The sequence below is a fragment of the Pseudonocardia nematodicida genome, from assembly GCF_040105385.1.
Taxonomy (GTDB): domain Bacteria; phylum Actinomycetota; class Actinomycetes; order Mycobacteriales; family Pseudonocardiaceae; genus Pseudonocardia; species Pseudonocardia nematodicida.
The window spans coordinates 118444-133923 of record NZ_JBEDNQ010000009.1 but is presented as its reverse complement, the minus strand read 5'-3'; the positions used below and the strand labels follow the sequence as shown (position 1 = coordinate 133923).

Here is a 15480-nt window from a genome sequence, read left to right as displayed (position 1 = left end):
GGCCCGGGCAGCGCACTGGTCTGCATCTCGGCGCGGACGGGGCGAGCACCGGAGCGCATCTCGGCGGTGCTCCTGCGCCGGGCGGGACGAGGTGCGCGGACGTCGGAGGAGTGCTCCCCGCGCCACCGGCCCGGGTGCACGACGGGCGATCGGTCCGTTCCGGCCCGGTCGTCCCGTTCCCTCGGTAGCGTCCCGGGTCGTGAGTGTACGGCGCCGGACGGCGCTCCTGGCAGCGCTCGGCCTGGTGGCCGTCGTCGGCACGGTGTTCGTCGTCGGGAGCCGGCCGGACTGCACGGTGGACGACGCGGACCGCCCGGCGGTGACCGACGCCGACCTCGACGACGTCCCGGACCTGTCGGTGTGGGGGTTGCGCCCGCAGTACGCCGTCGCCGTCGACCGGCCGCTGCAGATCGTGTCCACACCGGACACCGATGTCGTCGTCACGGTCCCGGACGAGGACGGCGGCGCCGTGCTCTCCGGCCTCGACCCCGGCACCGGGCGGGTCGGCTGGAGCGTCGGGGTCCCCGGGGCCGGGGTGCAACTCGCCACCACCGGGCTGCAGGTCGTCGGCGCCACGCTGTACGAGCAGGCAAGGATCTTCGCCCTCGACGCCCGGGTCCGCGGGATCCGGTCCTGCCACGGGCTCGGATCGGTGGACACCGGCGGGTACGTGGCCCCCGGCGGGTGGGCGCCGCTGGCGGTGAGCGGGTCGGTCGCCGTCACCTCCTGGGACGACGACGCCGGCGGGCCGACGATCGGAGCGGTCGACGTCGACACCGGGCGGGAGCTGTGGACGGTTCCCGGCGGCGCGGGCTCGCTGCACCCCGTCCCCGGCGGCGTGCTCACCGGGTCGGGCCGGTTCCTCGACGCGGCGTCCGGTGCCGGGAACGCCGCCGAACCGGGCGCCGAGGTCGTGGCGACCGGGGAGGTGACCGCGGTGCTCGTTCGGGACGACGAGCTGGTCGCCGTCGATGCCGCCGATCCGGCCGGGCCGGCGCGCTGGACCGCACCGCTGCACGGCCGCGGCGAGCACCCCGGCAGCACGATGGCCGACGGCGTGGTGGTCACCAACGACTTCGACGGCGAGGGCCGTCCGGCCGGGCTGCGCGGGCTCGACGCGACCACCGGCACGCTGCTGTGGGAGCGCACGGCGGGCCGGACCACCGGGACCGACCAGCAGGTGCTCGTCGCCGACCGGGACGGCGTCTGGGCCGGCGGCCCCAACGAACTCGTCCGGGTCGACGCGCGCACCGGGAACGGCACCCCGGTCCCGGTCGGTCGGCCCGGGTTGCGAGAGCTGGCGGTCGCACCGGACGGGCGCGTGCTGATCCGGCTCGGCGACCGGCTCGTGGGCTACACCCCGGGCGGACCCTAGCCGGACCGGACCGGCCGGGGACGCGCTGGGCCGTCCGGACACGGACGATCCTCGCCGAGATGCGGACCAGGGCGACTTGACGATCTCTGCGGCCCACTGAGACGCATCTCGGCGGGGATGCGACGGGCCCGGGCCGATCTCGCCGGTCAGCCGGCGAGCAGCGCCCCCGCGCCGGGGACCCGGGGCTCGAGACCGAGCTCGGTGAGGATCCGGTAGGTCGTCGCGGTGGCCGCGGAGAGCACCGGGATGCCGACCTCGTCCTGCACCCGCTCGATCGAGGGCAGCGACGGCATCTGCACGCAGGCGCTCAGCACCAGCGCGTCGGCGCCGGTCAGATCGAGCTTGCGCCGGTGTTCGCGCAGGTCTGCCGGGTCCAGGCGGGCGACGGCCAGGTTGTCCGGGACCTGCAGCGACAGCGAGTCGACGACCTCGACGCCGGCGTCGGTCAGGTAGGCCACGACGGCGTCGGTCAGCGGCTGCATGTACGGCGTGATGATCGCGACCCGGCGCGCGCCCAGGGCCTCGATCCCGGACAGCAGCGCTCCGGCGCTGGACACCACCGGGGCATTGCTGCCCTCCGCCCGCAGAGCCTCGGTGATGTCGTCCTCGGCGGTGCAGTGGTAGCCGGGACCCTGGGCCATGATCGCGACCAGGCAGGCGGTGGCGACGACGTCCGGGCGGGCGTCGGCCAGCTCAATCGCCGCGCGGCGGGCCTGGTCGTTCATCGCCCGCAGCTGCTCGGGGGTGACGTGCTGCATCCGGGCCCGGGCGGCGTGGAAGACGAACCGGTCGTCCGGGAGCACGTCCTCGCGGGCGCGCAGCATCCGCGGCAGCTCGGTCTCCATCGTCAGGTTCGACGACGGCACGATCATCCCCACATGATGGTCGCGGCTCATCGGCGGTGCACCGGACGCATCTCGGGAACGGTCAGCTCACCGGCGTCGACGATCAGCTCGTCGTCGAGGAACAGCGAGTTGCCGCGCATCGGGATGTCGAAGTGACAGGCGGTGTCGTTCGGGCCGCCGAGCTCGTTGTTCGGGCCGATCGAGAACATGACGTTGCCGTAGAAGCTGCGCAGCTCCATGCCCATCCCACCACCGAACTGGGTCAGGCCGTGCCAGTGCGCGCGCTCGTCGAGACCCCAGCCGACGTGGCTCATGCCGTAGCCGCGTGGGTCGTCGAAGCTCTCGATGTAGGAGCGCAGCAGGTCGGCGTCGAGCCCCGAGGAGCCGGCGCCGCCGCGGATGTCGCGGACGAAGCCCTGCTCGATGGTGATCTCCACCGGGGTCTGGACGTAGGTGTTGAACGGCAGCAGTACGTCTCCGGGCGCGAGGACGATCCGCCCGTCGACGCCGTCGTCGGACGCCCCGGTGAACACGAACGCGGCCGGCCAGTGGTCCCAGCGCCCGGGGGTGTCGGTGTAGCCGTACTCGCTCATCGTCGGGTACATGCCGAGCCGGTAGGTGACGTCGGTGCCGTGCGGGCTGGTGATCCGCATGGTGGAGGCCTTGGCCAGCAGCTCGGCGCCGGTCTCGACGCGTTCGCGCAGCTCGGTCGTCGGCATCAGCCGGGCCAGCAGCTCCGGCGGCTCGACGGCGGTGAGGATCCGGGTACCGGCGTCCTGGATCGCGAACTGCTCGCGCGAGAACAGCAGGAACGTGCAGTCGACGACCATGTCCGCGGCCTTGAGCGCGTCCACGGCCAGGGGGATCCTCCCCAGACCGGAGTCGCCGACCGCCCAGGCGCCGCCCGCGCTCGCCGGCGACGGCAGCCGCATGTGGTAGCCGGTGGCGCCGAGCTTCTGGATGGCCCACAGGAACGCGTCGGCGTACTCGGTCCGCTCGGCGCCGCGGGTCAGCACGACCACGGTCTCGCCCTCGTGCACCCCGGACAGGGTCAGCTGCTGCAGGCAGATGTCGTTGAACAGGTTCTGGTCCATGGCGCCTCCGTCTCCGTACCAATTAATCCGAGCACGTACTATCCGAGGGCGCAAGACCTGACGGGAACGGAAACATGACGGTCACGCGCCGCGGCGGCGCGACCTCCGGCGCGCGCCACCGATGAGTCCCGCCGACCCGCCGGGTCCTCCGAGCATGGAGGCTCTCATTCCGGTCGGCGACGTCGAGCTGTGCGTCGACACCGTCGGCTCGCCGACCGACCCGGCACTGCTGCTGATCGGCACCACCGTCGCCACCTGGGACGACGAGTTCGTCGAGCGGCTCTCCGGCCGCTTCGTCATCCGCTACGACCTGCGCGACGCCGGCCGGTCGACCACCGGCGACCCCGGCTCGCCGGGCTACACACTGCGCGACCTCGTCACCGACGCCGTCGGCGTGCTCGACGGGCTCGGCGTCGCCCGCGCGCACGTCGTGGGCCTCGCGACCGGGGGTTTCCTCGCACAGCTCCTGGTGCTGGACCACCCGTCGCGGGTCGCGTCGCTCGTGCTGATCGGCACCCGTCCGGTCGCGCCCGGTCCGGTGGACGACGACCTGCCCGAGCACTCGCCGGCGGTCATGACCCACTTCGGCAGTGCCCCACCGGTCGACTGGACCGACCGCACGTCCATCCTGGACGCCTCGGTGGCCACGGCCCGCGTCCTCTCCGGCTCGCCGGAGTTCGACGCCGCCGAGGCCCGCGCCCACGCGGCTCGTATCCTCGACCGCTCCTGCCCGCACCCGGCCTCGGCACGGAATGGCCTGATGAGCATGATGTTCTCGACGCTGGACTGCGCGCCACGCTGGCGCGACCGGCTCCCGGAGATCACGGCACCGACGCTGGTGGTGCACGGTGCCGCGGACCCGTTCTTCCCGGTGGGCAACGCGGAGGCGCTGGCCGAGGAGATCCCGGGCGCGGCCCTGCGGGTACTCGACGGGGTCGGCGCGGAGCTCCCCCGCCGGGCACACGCGGAGGTGGCGACGGCGGTGCTCGCCCAAACGGCACCACGGCCCGGACGGTGACGGCCACGCCGGCGCCGATCCCCGCCGCCCGGGAAGCGGTCGTCGGACTGTGCCGGGATCTCGTCGAGCGCGGACTCGTGGTCGGCACCGCGGGCAACGTGTCGGTCCGCGAGGGCGACCTCGTCGCCGTCTCCCCGAGCGGTATGGCCTACACCGAGCTCGTCGCCGACGACGTGTGCGTGCACGAGCTCGACGGGACCCCGGTCAGCACCCCGCTGCGCACGACCTCCGAGCTGGCGCTGCACTCGCTGGTGCACTCCCGTCCCGGGGCCGAGCCCGGCGAGGTCGTGCTGCACACCCACGCTCCGGCCTCGACCGCACTGTCCACCGTGGCCGACGAGGTGCCGCTGACGCACTACTACTCGGAGTTCTTCGGCGGGGCGGTGCGGGTCGCGCCCTACCGCCGGTTCGGTACCGACGCGCTGGCAGAGGTCGTGCTGGCAGCCCTGCAGGACCGCAGCGCGGCACTGATGGGTAACCACGGCGCGATCCTGATCTCGAAGACTGCGGGAGCGGCGCTGGACCGGGCTGCCTACCTGGAGTACGTCTGCGACATCGCGTTGCGCGCGATGGCCACCGGCCGCCCGCTGCGCACCCTGGATCCGGAGGAGATCGAGGAGGTGCGGGCAGGGCTCGCGGGCTACGGACAGCCCCGACCACACCGCGGGGAACGGCGGTGACGCCCTACTCGACGAGCGGGGTCGAGCCGTCTACATTCTATAGAGTATGGAGCCGGACACCGCCGCCCCGCTCGCCGTCGAGGTCGCCCCGGGCGTGACGACCCTGCGCCTGCACCGCCCGCACCGGCGCAACGCCCTGGACATCGCGACGCTCGACCTCCTCCTCGCCGCGCTGCGGGACGCGGAGCGGCGCGGCGACGCGGCGGTCGTCCTCACCGGCGGTGACGCGTACTTCTCCTCCGGAGGCGACGTCGGCTCGATGCCCACCGCCGCCGACGGTCTGTTCGGGGCGGCGTCCCGGCTCGCACGGGCGCACGAGGTGATCGAGACGATCGGCCGTTCCGACCTCGTGGTGGTCGCGGCCGTCGAGGGCTACGCCGTCGGCGTCGCCTGGGGTCTCGTGCTGGCCTGCGACCTGGTCGTCGCCGCCGACGACGCCTTCTTCGCCGCCCCGTTCGCCGCGCGCGGTCTCACCGCGGACGGCGGGACCGCCTACCACCTGCCGCGGCTGCTCGGCCCGCAGCGCGCGGCCCGGCACCTGCTCCTGGGCGAGCGGCTCGGCGCCGTCGACGCGGCCGGAGCCGGGATGGTGAGCGAGCTCGTCCCACCCGGGACCGCCACCGTGCGCGCCCGGGCGACCGCCGACCGGCTCGCCGCGGGACCGCGGGAGTCCAACGCGCTCACCAAGCGCCTCACCGCCCACACCCGTGCCGAACTGCCCGCGTTCCTCGCCGCCGAACGGACGGCCGTCGCGCTCGCCGGGCACGGGCGGGACGCCGCCGAGGGCCGAGCCGCCTTCGCAGCGAAACGCGAACCCCGCTTCACCGCCCACGATCGAGAGGACCGCACATGACCGCACTGCTGGAGGGCCGCACCGCCGTCGTGACCGGCGGCGCCCGCGGGATCGGACTGGCCGTCGCCCGCACGTTCGTCTCCCACGGCGCCAGGGTGGTGCTCGGCGACCTCGACGAGGCGGCCGCGCAGGCCGCGGCCAAGGAGCTCGGCGGTGACGCGGTCGCCGTCGGCACCCGGTGCGACGTGGTGGCCGCCGGGCAGGTACAGGCGCTCGCGGACACCGCGGTGTCGGCATTCGGGTCGCTGGACGTGTTCGTCAACAACGCGGGGATCACCCGCGACGCCACCATGCGCACGATGTCCGAGGAGGACTTCGACCTCGTCGTCGCCGTGCACCTGAAGGGCACCTGGAACGGCACCCGGGTCGCGGCGGCCCGGATGCGGGAGCAGAAGTCCGGGTCGATCGTGAACATCAGCTCGCTGTCGGGCAAGGTCGGCATGGTCGGACAGACCAACTACTCGGCGGCGAAGGCCGGCATCGTCGGCCTCACGAAGGCTGCGGCGAAGGAGATGGCCCACCACGGTGTGCGGGTCAACGCGATCCAGCCCGGGCTGATCCGGTCCGCGATGACCGAGGCGATGCCACAGAAGGCCTGGGACCAGAAGATGTCCGAGATCCCGATGCAGCGGGTGGGCGAGGTCGACGAGGTCGCGAACGTGGCGCTGTTCTACGCGTCGTCGCTGTCGTCGTACATGACCGGCACGACCGCCGAGGTGACCGGCGGCCGGTTCGTGTGACTCGCCGCCCCGGGGCCGACGACGTACGGCGCCGGCCCCGGGGAGTGCGTCAGCCGCTGAAGCCGAAGGCCTGGTTCCACCGCGCGACGATGTCGGCGCCCTGCTGCGCGGCCTGCTCGGGCGTGTAGACGACGAACGTCTCGTCGTCGGCCTTGGGCAGCTGGTAGGGCCCGGACGGGACCTGCTCGATGTCGGTGCGTGCCCCGACGAAGCCCTGCGCCGCGGCGAACTCCTGGCCCGACTTCGACCAGGTCCAGTTCATGAACAGCTGCGCGGCCGGGTTGTCCTCGCCGGCCGTGGTGAGCCCCTGCATGTTGAACGTGCCCGAGACGCCCTCCTCGGGCACGACGAGCGTGATCGGTGCCCCGGCCTGCTCGGCACCGTAGGTGCTGTTGAAGCCCGAGGTCACGATCTCGATCTCGCCGCGGGCCAGCGCCTCGAGCTGCACCGAGGTGGTGTCGAAGATGCGCGGCTCCTGCGCGGCCAGCCCGCTCCAGTAGTCCGGTCCGAGCACCTCCTCCTGGAACGCCGCCAGGCCCTGCACGGTGCCGCCGGCGCCCGCGTTGACCACGCCCATCCGGCCCTTCCACGCCGGGTCGAGCAGGTCGTTCCAGCTCGCCGGGGCGTCGGCCGGGTCGACGGCCTGGTCGTTGTAGGCGAAGGCGTAGGCCGAGTAGTAGGAGGTGTAGTAGGCGCCGTCGTGCCACACGACGTCGTCCTGGCCGGCGAGCTGGTCGTGGACGGGCATGCCGGTGTAGGGCACGAACACGTTCTGGTCCACCATGCCCTCGGCGATCTCCGGGTCGGTGACCAGGACGACGTCGGCCGACAGCCGCCCGGCGCCGGCCTCGCTGAGCACCCGCTCGTTGAGCTTGCCCGAGGGCATCCGGGTCATCTCGACCGGCACGCCGGTCTCGGCGGTGAACCGGGCCGCGGTGAGCTCGGCGCTCTCGGCGCCCGAGCCGGTGAACCAGGCGAGCGAGCCCGCGCGTGCCGCCTCGAGCAGCGCGGGGTCGGCGACCTGCTCGCCGTCGAGGACCAGGCCGTCGGAGTCGTCCACCGAGGGCATCGGGAGCATCTCCTCGGCGACCGAGCCGGCCGCGCCGGAACCGCCCCCTCCCCCGCAGCCGGCGAGGAGCAGGGCGCACGCGGTGAGCGCCGCGGCGAGCACGCTCAGGCGTGTTCTCTTCATGGGATCAGCCCCTTTGCTGAGGGTGGGTGTCACTGCCGGGCGAGGCGGCGGGGGATGTAGGACAGGACGAACATGAACGCGGTGTAGACGACGCTCATCGCCGCGGCCTCGCGCAGCGCGCCGCCGTTCTCGAACGCGTCGTAGATCGCGATCGAGAGGATCTGGGTGTCGCTCGTGTAGAGGAACAGCGGGACGGTGAGCTCGCGCATGCTGAGCATGAGCAGCAGCACGAACGTCGAGAGCAGGCCGGCCTTCATCAGCGGCACGGTCACCGTCGTGACGGCCCGGGTGCGGGAGGCGCCGAGCATGACCGCGGAGTCCTCCAGGTCGCGGTCGGTCGCCATGATCGACGCGGTCACCCCGCGGAACCCCTGCGGCGACTGGACCGCGAGGAACGCGATGACCAGCACCGCGAGCGTGCCGTAGAGCGGGACCGGCATGACCAGCCAGGTCCACAGCAGACCCATGCCGAGCACCACGGCGGGCAGCGCGAGCGGGACCATCGAGATGCCCTCGATCAGCGGTCGGCCCGACACCCGGGTCCGGTAGACGAGGTAGCCGCAGACGAACGCGAGCACGACGCCGAAGCTCGCCGCGAACAGGCTCACCACCACGCTGTGCCAGGCCGCGGTGTGGAAGCCCGGTGAGGCGAGCACGTCGCCGAACGAGCTGAAGTCCAGCCCGCCCGGCTCGGCCAGCTGCGCCAGCGAGCTCATGTACGGCGAGCTCTGCCCGGCGACGACGACCAGCGCGAGCACCGGCAGCACGATCGACAGCCCGAAGAACGCGAGCACGGCCACCAGCGCCGGGATCCGGCCCCGGCCCAGCGCCACCTTCTTCTGCCGCACGCCCTTGCCGGTGATCGTGGTGTAGGAGCGCTTCGCGAGCATGCGCTGCTGCAGCCAGGTGACCAGCAGGACCACCGCGACCAGCACGACGGCGATGGCCGCGCTCTCGTTGCCGCGCGACGGGCTGGTGTTGAGCAACCGGAAGATCAGCGTCGGGAGCGTGTCGACCCCGCCGGGGGTCCCCAGGACCTGAGCGACCGGGAAGTTCTCGAAGACCAGGATGAAGGTGAGCAGCGCCGAGCCGATCAGCGCGGGCGTGGCGAGCGGGAACGAGATCAGCCGCAGCATCCGGTGCGAGCCGGCGCCGTGCACCCGGGCGGCCTCCTCCAGGTCCGGGCTCATCATCGACATCGCGCCGTGCACGAGCAGGAACGTGTAGGGCGAGTAGTACACGGCGAAGACGAAGATCATCCCCGGCATCGAGTACAGGTTCAGCGGCAGCGACGTGCCGAGGTCGCTCTGGGCGATGTTGAGCAGGCCGGCGTTCGGGCTGCCGAGCATCGACCAGGCCAGCGCGCCGACGTAGGACGGCAGGAAGATCGGCATCAGGCCGATCAGGTAGACGAAGCGAGGTAGCGGGATGTCGCTGCGCGCGGCCAGGAACGCGAGCGCGCCGCCGATGACGCAGGCCAGCGCGGTCGCGGTCACCCCGATGACCAGCGAGTTGAGAAAGGCGACCCGGGTCTGCGGTTCGGCGAAGACCGCGAAGTTCCCCGCCGTCAGGTCCCAGGTGATGTTCCCGGGGCGGGGCACGTCGGTGCTGAACGCGGCGAGCAGCACCAGCGCGGCCGGCAGCACGATGAGGATCGTGAGCACGACGAGCACCAGGCCGCCGGGCAGCCGGCGGCGCCACCCGCCGCCGGCCCGGCGGCCGGTGGGCCGTCCGCGCGCGGGCGGCGGGGTCGCCGTCGCGGTCGCCTCCGGCGGGTCGGCCAGGATCGCCACGGCTCAGGCCTCCCGGGACGCGGTCGCGGCGTGCGCGGCCATCGGACGGTCGTGCGCGGGACCGCCGTCGTCCGGGGTGTCCGCCGCGACCGGCCGGGCCGGCGCGGCACCGGCCCCGCCGACCTCCTGCGGGAGGACCTGCACGTCCCGCGGGTCGATCCCGACGTGCACCCGGTCGTGCTGGCGCAGCGCGGTCGCGACGTCCTCGGCCGTCTGCACCTCGAGGGTCGGCCCGGCGTCGAGCGCCACCGTCGCGCGGGCGAACGAGCCCTGGAAGACGCTGACCAGCACGGTGCCCGGCCAGGTGTTGGGCCCGGCCGCGGGCTCGGTCGTGAGGCGGACGTGCTCGGGCCGCACGCACACGCTGGCCTCCCCGGTGCCGGCCGCGACCGGGGCGTCGACGACGACCTCCAGGTCGTGGTCGGCCAGCCGCAGCCGCCGTGCGCCCGGCTCCGGTGCGGCGATGCGGAAGATGTTCGCCACGCCCAGGAACTGCGCGATCGAGGCGGACGCGGGGCTGCGGTAGGTGTCGACGGGCGTCGCCAGCTGCGCGATCCGGCCGTCCTGCATGATCGCGATCCGGTCGGCGAGCGCGAGCGCCTCGCCCTGGTCGTGCGTGACGTAGATCGAGGTGAGGCCGAGCTCGAGCTGCAGCCGGCGCAGCTCCACCCGCAGGTCCTCGCGCAGCCGCGCGTCCAGATTGGACAGCGGCTCGTCGAGCAGCATCACGTTCGGCTCCATCGCCAGGCTCCGCGCCAGCGCGACCCGTTGCATCTGCCCGCCCGACAGCAGGCTGGCGCCCTTGTCGGCGAGGTGGGCCAGCCCGACCAGCTCGAGGGTCTCCAGCGCCCGGGTGCGGATCTCCTTGCGCGCCCGGCGCTTCATCTTCAGCGGGAACGAGACGTTCTCGATCACCGTCATGTGCGGCCAGACCGCGTAGGACTGGAAGACCAACCCCACGTTGCGCTTGTTCGGCGCGACGTCGACGCCGGAGTCCGCGTCGAACACCGGCCGGCCGCCGATGGTGATCGAGCCGGCGTCCGGGTCCTCCAGCCCGGCGACGCAGCGCATCGTGCTGGTCTTGCCGCAGCCCGACTGCCCGAGCAGCACCAGCGACTCGCCGTCGGCGATGTCGAGGCTCAGGTGATCGACCGCGGCGACGTCGCCGTAGGCGAGCGACAGATCCTTGATCTTCACGTCCATGCTGGTCCCTCGGGTGGGTGTCGGGTGTCGGCGGTACGGACGAGCGCGTCGAGGGCCACGACGCCGCTCCCCTGCGGGCGGACGGCGACCGGGTTGATCTCGGCCTCGACGACGTCGGGATGGGTGACGGCGAGCCGGGAGACGGCGACGACGGTCTCGACGAGCGCGTCGAGGTCGCCGACCGGCCCGCCGCGGAACCCGCGGGCGACGCGCATCGCCGTCACCTCCTCGACCATCTCGCGGGCCTCCGCGTCCGTGACCGGGGCCAGCCGCAGCGCGGAGTCGCCGTAGAGCTCGGTGTGCACCCCGCCGGCGGCGAGCAGGACGAGCGGGCCGACCGTCGGGCTCACCCGGTAGCCGACCAACGCCTCGACCACCGTGTCGCCCACCATCTCCTGCACCACGAAACGGTCGAGGTCCAGGGTGGGGTCGTGCGCGGCGACGTTCGCGGTGATCGTCGCGACGGCACCGGCGAGCGCGGGCGCGTCGGCGACGCCGAGCACCACCGCGCCGGCGTCGGACTTGTGCGGCAACCGGTTCGACAGCGCCTTCACCACGGCCGGGTACACCGGGGCGGTGTCCGGGGCGCCGGTCACGTCGCAGGTGGTCGTCGCCGGGAAGGCCACGCCGAGCCCGCCCAGCACCCGGGCCGACGCGACCTCGTCCAGGGTGCGGACCGCACCGTGCGGTGCCGGGACCTCGCGGCGGGCGAGCACCTCGGGGTCGGCCGGGCGCCGGGCGAGCGTGGCCGCGACCGCCTCGGCGCAGGCCTCCGCGGTGCGGAACGCGGGCACGCCGGCGTCGTGGAGCAGGCGCAGCGACTCGAGCGCGTCGGGCAGCGCCCAGGCGGCGAGCGGGACCGGCCCGTCGGCGGCCTCGGCGAGCGCGGCCACCGCGAGCTCCGGGTTGAGCCGGGCCGAGGACCCGACCACGAACAGCACCAGGTCGAACTCACCGCTGGAGCGCAGCACGTCGAGCGCGCCGAGCACGAGATCGTGCCGGGTCCCGGCCAGGGTCAGGTCGACGATCAGGTTCTGGGCGACGTCGAGCCCGAGCGCGGCGAGCCGCGCGAACACCTCCGGGCTCGGCCGGGCCACGGTCACCCCGCGGGTCTCCAGCTGGTCGACGACGATCGCGGCGCCGCCGCCGGTCGAGGTGATCACCCCGATCCGGTCGGCCGGAACGGGTCCGGGCGGGCCGACCCGGCGCAGCAGCGCCTCGGTCTCGATGAGCGCCTCGAAGTTGTCCACCCGGGCGAAGCCGCAGGCCCGGAAGAACGCGTCGGCCTCGTCGTCCTCCCCGGCGAGCGCGCCGGTGTGCGATACCGACAGCGCGGCGGCGGCGTCGCTGCGCCCGAGTTTGTAGACGGTGACCGGCCGGCCCCGCTCGGCGGCGGCCGCGGCGAACCGGGCCAGCGGCCCGGCGTTCTCCATCGACTCGACGAACAGCGTGTAGGAGCCGATGCCGGGGTCGTCGAGGGTCGCCTCGCAGATCTCGCCGAGCGTCAGGTCGGACTCCGAGCCGGTGGAGACGAACCCGGCGAAGCCCAGGCCGCGGGCCTTGGCGCGGGTCATCAGCGCGCCGATCACGCTGCCCGACTGGGACGCCACGAACGACGGCCCGGTGGGCACCCCGGCCTCGGCGAACGCGGCGTTGGCGGTGAGCATCATCCCGGTGCGCGGGTTGACCACCCCGATGCTGTTCGGGCCGACGAGCCGCACCCCGTACCGGCGCGCGGTCGCGAGCAGCTCGTCGAGCCGCTCCCGGCCCTCCGGTCCGCCCTCGCCGAACCCGCCGGACAGGATCGTCACCAGCGGCACGCCCGCCTCGCCGCACTCGCGGACCGCATCGATGACGCGTGCGGTGTCGGTGAGCACGAAGACGTGGTCGGGGACCTCGGGCAGGGACGCGACGTCCGGCCAGGCGCGCTCGCCGAGCACCGTCTCCCGGCGCGGGTTGACCGGGTACACCGGACCCGCGAAGCCGGCGGCGCGCAGGAACCGCAGCGGCCGCGCGGTGGTCTTCCGCGGGTCGTCCGAGGCCCCGATGATCGCGACCGAGCGGGGGTCGAGCAGCGCCCGCCCGAGCTCGGAACGCGCCGGGGCCGCGGCGGTGCGGTCGGAGAGCTGGGTCATGCGCCACCCCGGACGTGGCTGTCCACCAGTGCGACGACGTCGAGCGAGTCGAACGCCCAGAGCCGCGCGGCGAGCGCGGTCGCGGCCTCGCGCCCGATGACCGGCGTGGCGAGCCGGACCAGCTTGGCGGTCATCTCGTCGTCGCTGACCGGGTTGCCCGGCTCGCCGTAGGGCAGCGGGACCCGCTCGGTGAGCTCGCGGCCGTCGCGCAGGGTCAGCGTGACGATGGCGGTGCGCAGCAGCGGGTAGTCCGCGTCCGCCTGCGGGTCGACCCGGACCGCGACCCGGCCGACCAGGTCGAGCACTGTCGCGTCCGTGCGGGCGGCGGGCCCCAACTCGGTGAGCCCGACCTCGTCGTGCACCAGCGCGGTCGCGACCGCGAACGGGATGCTCATCTGCGCGTCGAGCAGCGAGGCGACCTCGGTGCTCGCGTGGTGCGAGGCGACGGTGTAGGTCGCGACCTCGGCCCGCTCGACGTCGGCGGCGGTGACGCCGTGCGCGGCGCGCAGGGCGAGGATCGCGTCGATCGGGCCGTGCAGGTGCCGGCAGGACGGGTAGGGCTTGACGTAGGAGTCGAGCACCACCCAGCGCTCGCCGAGCCCGTCGAGCAGCACGGCGGCGTCGAACCCGCCGTCGGCGAAGGCCTCGACGTAGCCGTGCCGGGTCTCCAGGATCGGCCGCGGGCCGGTCACCCCGGCCGCGGCCAGCTCCACGCTGGCGATCGCGTCGCGTGCGGCCTTGCCCGGGTGCACCCGCTTGACCTCGGCGTTCTTGCCCAGGAACGCGAACAGCCCACCGGCGTGCGAGGCCGCGATCCCGAGCGCGTCGTGCGTGCGGTCCGCGTCGAGGGCGTGCAGGACGGCGACACCGCAGGCCGCGCCGACGACGCCGGCCAGCGGGGTGTTGTGGAAGTGGTTTCGCCAGGTCGTGGGGTGCCCGGCCGCGGCGAGGCGGGACACCGCCTCCAGCGCGACGGCCAGCGCGCGGACCGTCGTGTCCGGGTCGCTGCCGCGGGCCTCGGCCGCCGCCAGGACGGCCGGGAAGCAGACGCTGCTCGGGTGCACGCTGCCCGGGGTGTAGCCGTCGTCGACCTCGAGGCTGTGCGCGCTGGTGCCGTTGAGCAGCGCGGCGCCGGGCGCGGAGACCGGGCCGAGCCCAACCGCGGTGGCGGGCCGGCCGGTGGTGCCGTACGTCGCGGCGACGTGCCCGGCGACCGCCCGGGCGACGTCGGTGGCCGAGCCGGGGACGACGGCGGCGGTGTAGTCGACCAGCAGCCGTCGCACGTGGTGGATCACCTCGGGCGGCAGCGCGGTGTCGCGCGCCGCGACCACCCAGTCGACGAGGACGTCGGTGGCGCCGTCGAGGACGTGCGTCTCCCGGGCCGCCTCCGTGGTGCTCATGCCCCGGCCCCCGCCCGCTGGTCGAAGCGCCGGCCGAAGATCGAACCGGCGATCGTGTTCTTGAGGATCTCCACCGAGCCGCCGGCGATCATCCAGCCGCGGGTGCGGCGGACGATGTACTCCAGCGGGAACTCCTGGCTGTAGCCGGACGCGCCGAAGACCTGCAGGGCCTCGTTGGCGACGGTGAACGCGGTGCGGTTGGCGTGCAGCTTGGCGATCGAGGCCTCGGTGGCGTCCGGGGTGCCGGCGTCGGCGTTCGCGACGGCCCGCCACAGCAGCATCCGGGCCGCGTCGAGCTCGACGCGCATGTCGGCGAACTTCCACTGCAGACCCTGGAACTCGCAGAGGTCCTTGCCGAAGGCCTTGCGGGACTTCGCGTGTTCCACGGCCCGCTCGTAGGCGGTCTCGGCCAGGGCCAGCGCGCGGGAGGCGTTGCCCATCCGCTCCACCCCGAAGATCGACAGCATCGTGCGCAGCGCGCCGCTGTCGGCGAGCACGTACTCCTTCGGCACCCGGCAGTCGTCCATGAACAGCTGGCAGTGCGACTCGCCGCTCATGTGCAGCTCGCGCTTGCCCCGAGAGAAGCCCGGGGAGTCGAACGGCACCAGGACCGCGCCGATGTCGCGCGAGGCCGGGCCGAACCGGCACCAGATCACCGAGTGCGTCGCGTCCGGACCGTGCGAGTTCCAGCACTTCTGGCCGTTGAGCACCACGTGGTCGCCGTCGTAGCGGGCGGTGGTGCGCAGGTCGGTGAGCGCGCTGCCGGCGTCGGGCTCGCTCATCCCGGCGGTGACCAGTGCGTCACCGGAGAGGAACCGCGGCAGCACCTCGCGCCGGACGTGCTCGGAGCCGAACCCGGCGACCTGGCGGATCGCGCCGAAGTTGCTGGCCTGCAGCGCGTCCGCGCTGTGCGGGCAGACCTTGGTGATCGCGGTCATCACCAGTACCGCGTCGAGCAGCGAGGCGCCCTGCCCGCCGAGCTCGACGGGCAGGGTGAGCCCGGTCAGGTCGTGCTCGGCGAGCACCTTGAGCGAGTCCCAGGCGAACTCGGTGCGCTGAAAGGCCCGGTCGCCGAACTCGCGCTCGGCGAGCTTGGTGACCGACTCCACGAGCGCCTTCTGCTCGGGGGTGAGGCTGAAGTCCATGCCGGCG

At 73.7% G+C, this 15480-nt stretch carries 13 protein-coding genes; 5 read left to right on the top strand and 8 right to left on the bottom strand.

The features are described 5' to 3' along the window. Positions 1–199 precede the first annotated feature (199 nt). Positions 200–1375 carry an outer membrane protein assembly factor BamB family protein gene (locus tag WIS52_RS21265; protein WP_349300074.1) on the top strand — a complete coding sequence of 392 codons (1176 nt, stop codon included), beginning with the start codon at positions 200–202 and terminating at the stop codon, positions 1373–1375. A 146-nt stretch (positions 1376–1521) separates the two neighbouring features. Here WIS52_RS21265 and WIS52_RS21260 read toward each other — a convergent pair whose 3' ends face one another. Together WIS52_RS21260 and WIS52_RS21255 are read right to left on the bottom strand one after the other, a co-directional pair. After that, a complete protein-coding gene (locus tag WIS52_RS21260) occupies positions 1522–2271 on the bottom strand; it encodes a maleate cis-trans isomerase family protein (protein WP_349300073.1) in 750 nt (249 codons plus the stop codon). Beyond that, positions 2268–3314, bottom strand: a complete 1047-nt coding sequence (locus tag WIS52_RS21255) for a M29 family metallopeptidase (RefSeq protein WP_349300072.1) — start codon at positions 3312–3314, stop codon at positions 2268–2270. The genes WIS52_RS21260 and WIS52_RS21255 overlap by 4 nt, the downstream gene beginning before the upstream one ends. A gap of 154 nt (positions 3315–3468) precedes the next feature. Between WIS52_RS21255 and WIS52_RS21250 the strand changes: the two genes are divergently transcribed. From WIS52_RS21250 to fabG, 4 genes are read left to right on the top strand one after another with little or no spacing between them, the layout of a single operon-like run. Further along, positions 3469–4332, top strand: a complete 864-nt coding sequence (locus tag WIS52_RS21250) for an alpha/beta fold hydrolase (RefSeq protein WP_349300071.1) — start codon at positions 3469–3471, stop codon at positions 4330–4332. Continuing rightward, entirely contained in the window at positions 4329–5012 is a 684-nt protein-coding gene (locus tag WIS52_RS21245) for a class II aldolase/adducin family protein (protein ID WP_349300070.1), read from the top strand. Before WIS52_RS21250 ends, WIS52_RS21245 begins: the two co-directional genes overlap by 4 nt. 46 nt (positions 5013–5058) lie before the next feature. Next, on the top strand, positions 5059–5865 hold the full coding sequence (locus WIS52_RS21240) for an enoyl-CoA hydratase/isomerase family protein (RefSeq protein ID WP_349300069.1): 807 nt from the start codon (positions 5059–5061) through the stop codon (positions 5863–5865). Next, on the top strand, positions 5862–6605 hold the full coding sequence (fabG, locus tag WIS52_RS21235; protein WP_349300068.1) for a 3-oxoacyl-ACP reductase FabG: 744 nt from the start codon (positions 5862–5864) through the stop codon (positions 6603–6605). Before WIS52_RS21240 ends, fabG begins: the two co-directional genes overlap by 4 nt. A 49-nt stretch (positions 6606–6654) precedes the next feature. Here fabG and WIS52_RS21230 read toward each other — a convergent pair whose 3' ends face one another. Genes WIS52_RS21230 through WIS52_RS21205 form a run of 6 tightly spaced genes read right to left on the bottom strand, consistent with a single transcriptional unit; the run spans position 6655 to position 15473 of the window. After that, positions 6655–7797, bottom strand: coding sequence for an ABC transporter substrate-binding protein (locus tag WIS52_RS21230; RefSeq protein WP_349300067.1), 1143 nt, complete (start codon positions 7795–7797; stop codon positions 6655–6657). A gap of 29 nt (positions 7798–7826) precedes the next feature. After that, positions 7827–9590, bottom strand: coding sequence for an ABC transporter permease (locus WIS52_RS21225; RefSeq protein ID WP_349300066.1), 1764 nt, complete (start codon positions 9588–9590; stop codon positions 7827–7829). A gap of 3 nt (positions 9591–9593) precedes the next feature. Continuing rightward, entirely contained in the window at positions 9594–10793 is a 1200-nt protein-coding gene (locus WIS52_RS21220; RefSeq protein ID WP_349300065.1) for an ABC transporter ATP-binding protein, read from the bottom strand. Beyond that, positions 10784–12928, bottom strand: coding sequence for an acetate--CoA ligase family protein (locus WIS52_RS21215; protein WP_349300064.1), 2145 nt, complete (start codon positions 12926–12928; stop codon positions 10784–10786). The genes WIS52_RS21220 and WIS52_RS21215 overlap by 10 nt, the downstream gene beginning before the upstream one ends. Further along, on the bottom strand, positions 12925–14328 hold the full coding sequence (locus tag WIS52_RS21210; protein ID WP_349300063.1) for an MmgE/PrpD family protein: 1404 nt from the start codon (positions 14326–14328) through the stop codon (positions 12925–12927). The genes WIS52_RS21215 and WIS52_RS21210 overlap by 4 nt, the downstream gene beginning before the upstream one ends. Next, entirely contained in the window at positions 14325–15473 is a 1149-nt protein-coding gene (locus WIS52_RS21205; RefSeq protein ID WP_349300062.1) for an acyl-CoA dehydrogenase family protein, read from the bottom strand. Before WIS52_RS21205 ends, WIS52_RS21210 begins: the two co-directional genes overlap by 4 nt. Between the last annotated feature and the right edge of the window lie 7 nt (positions 15474–15480).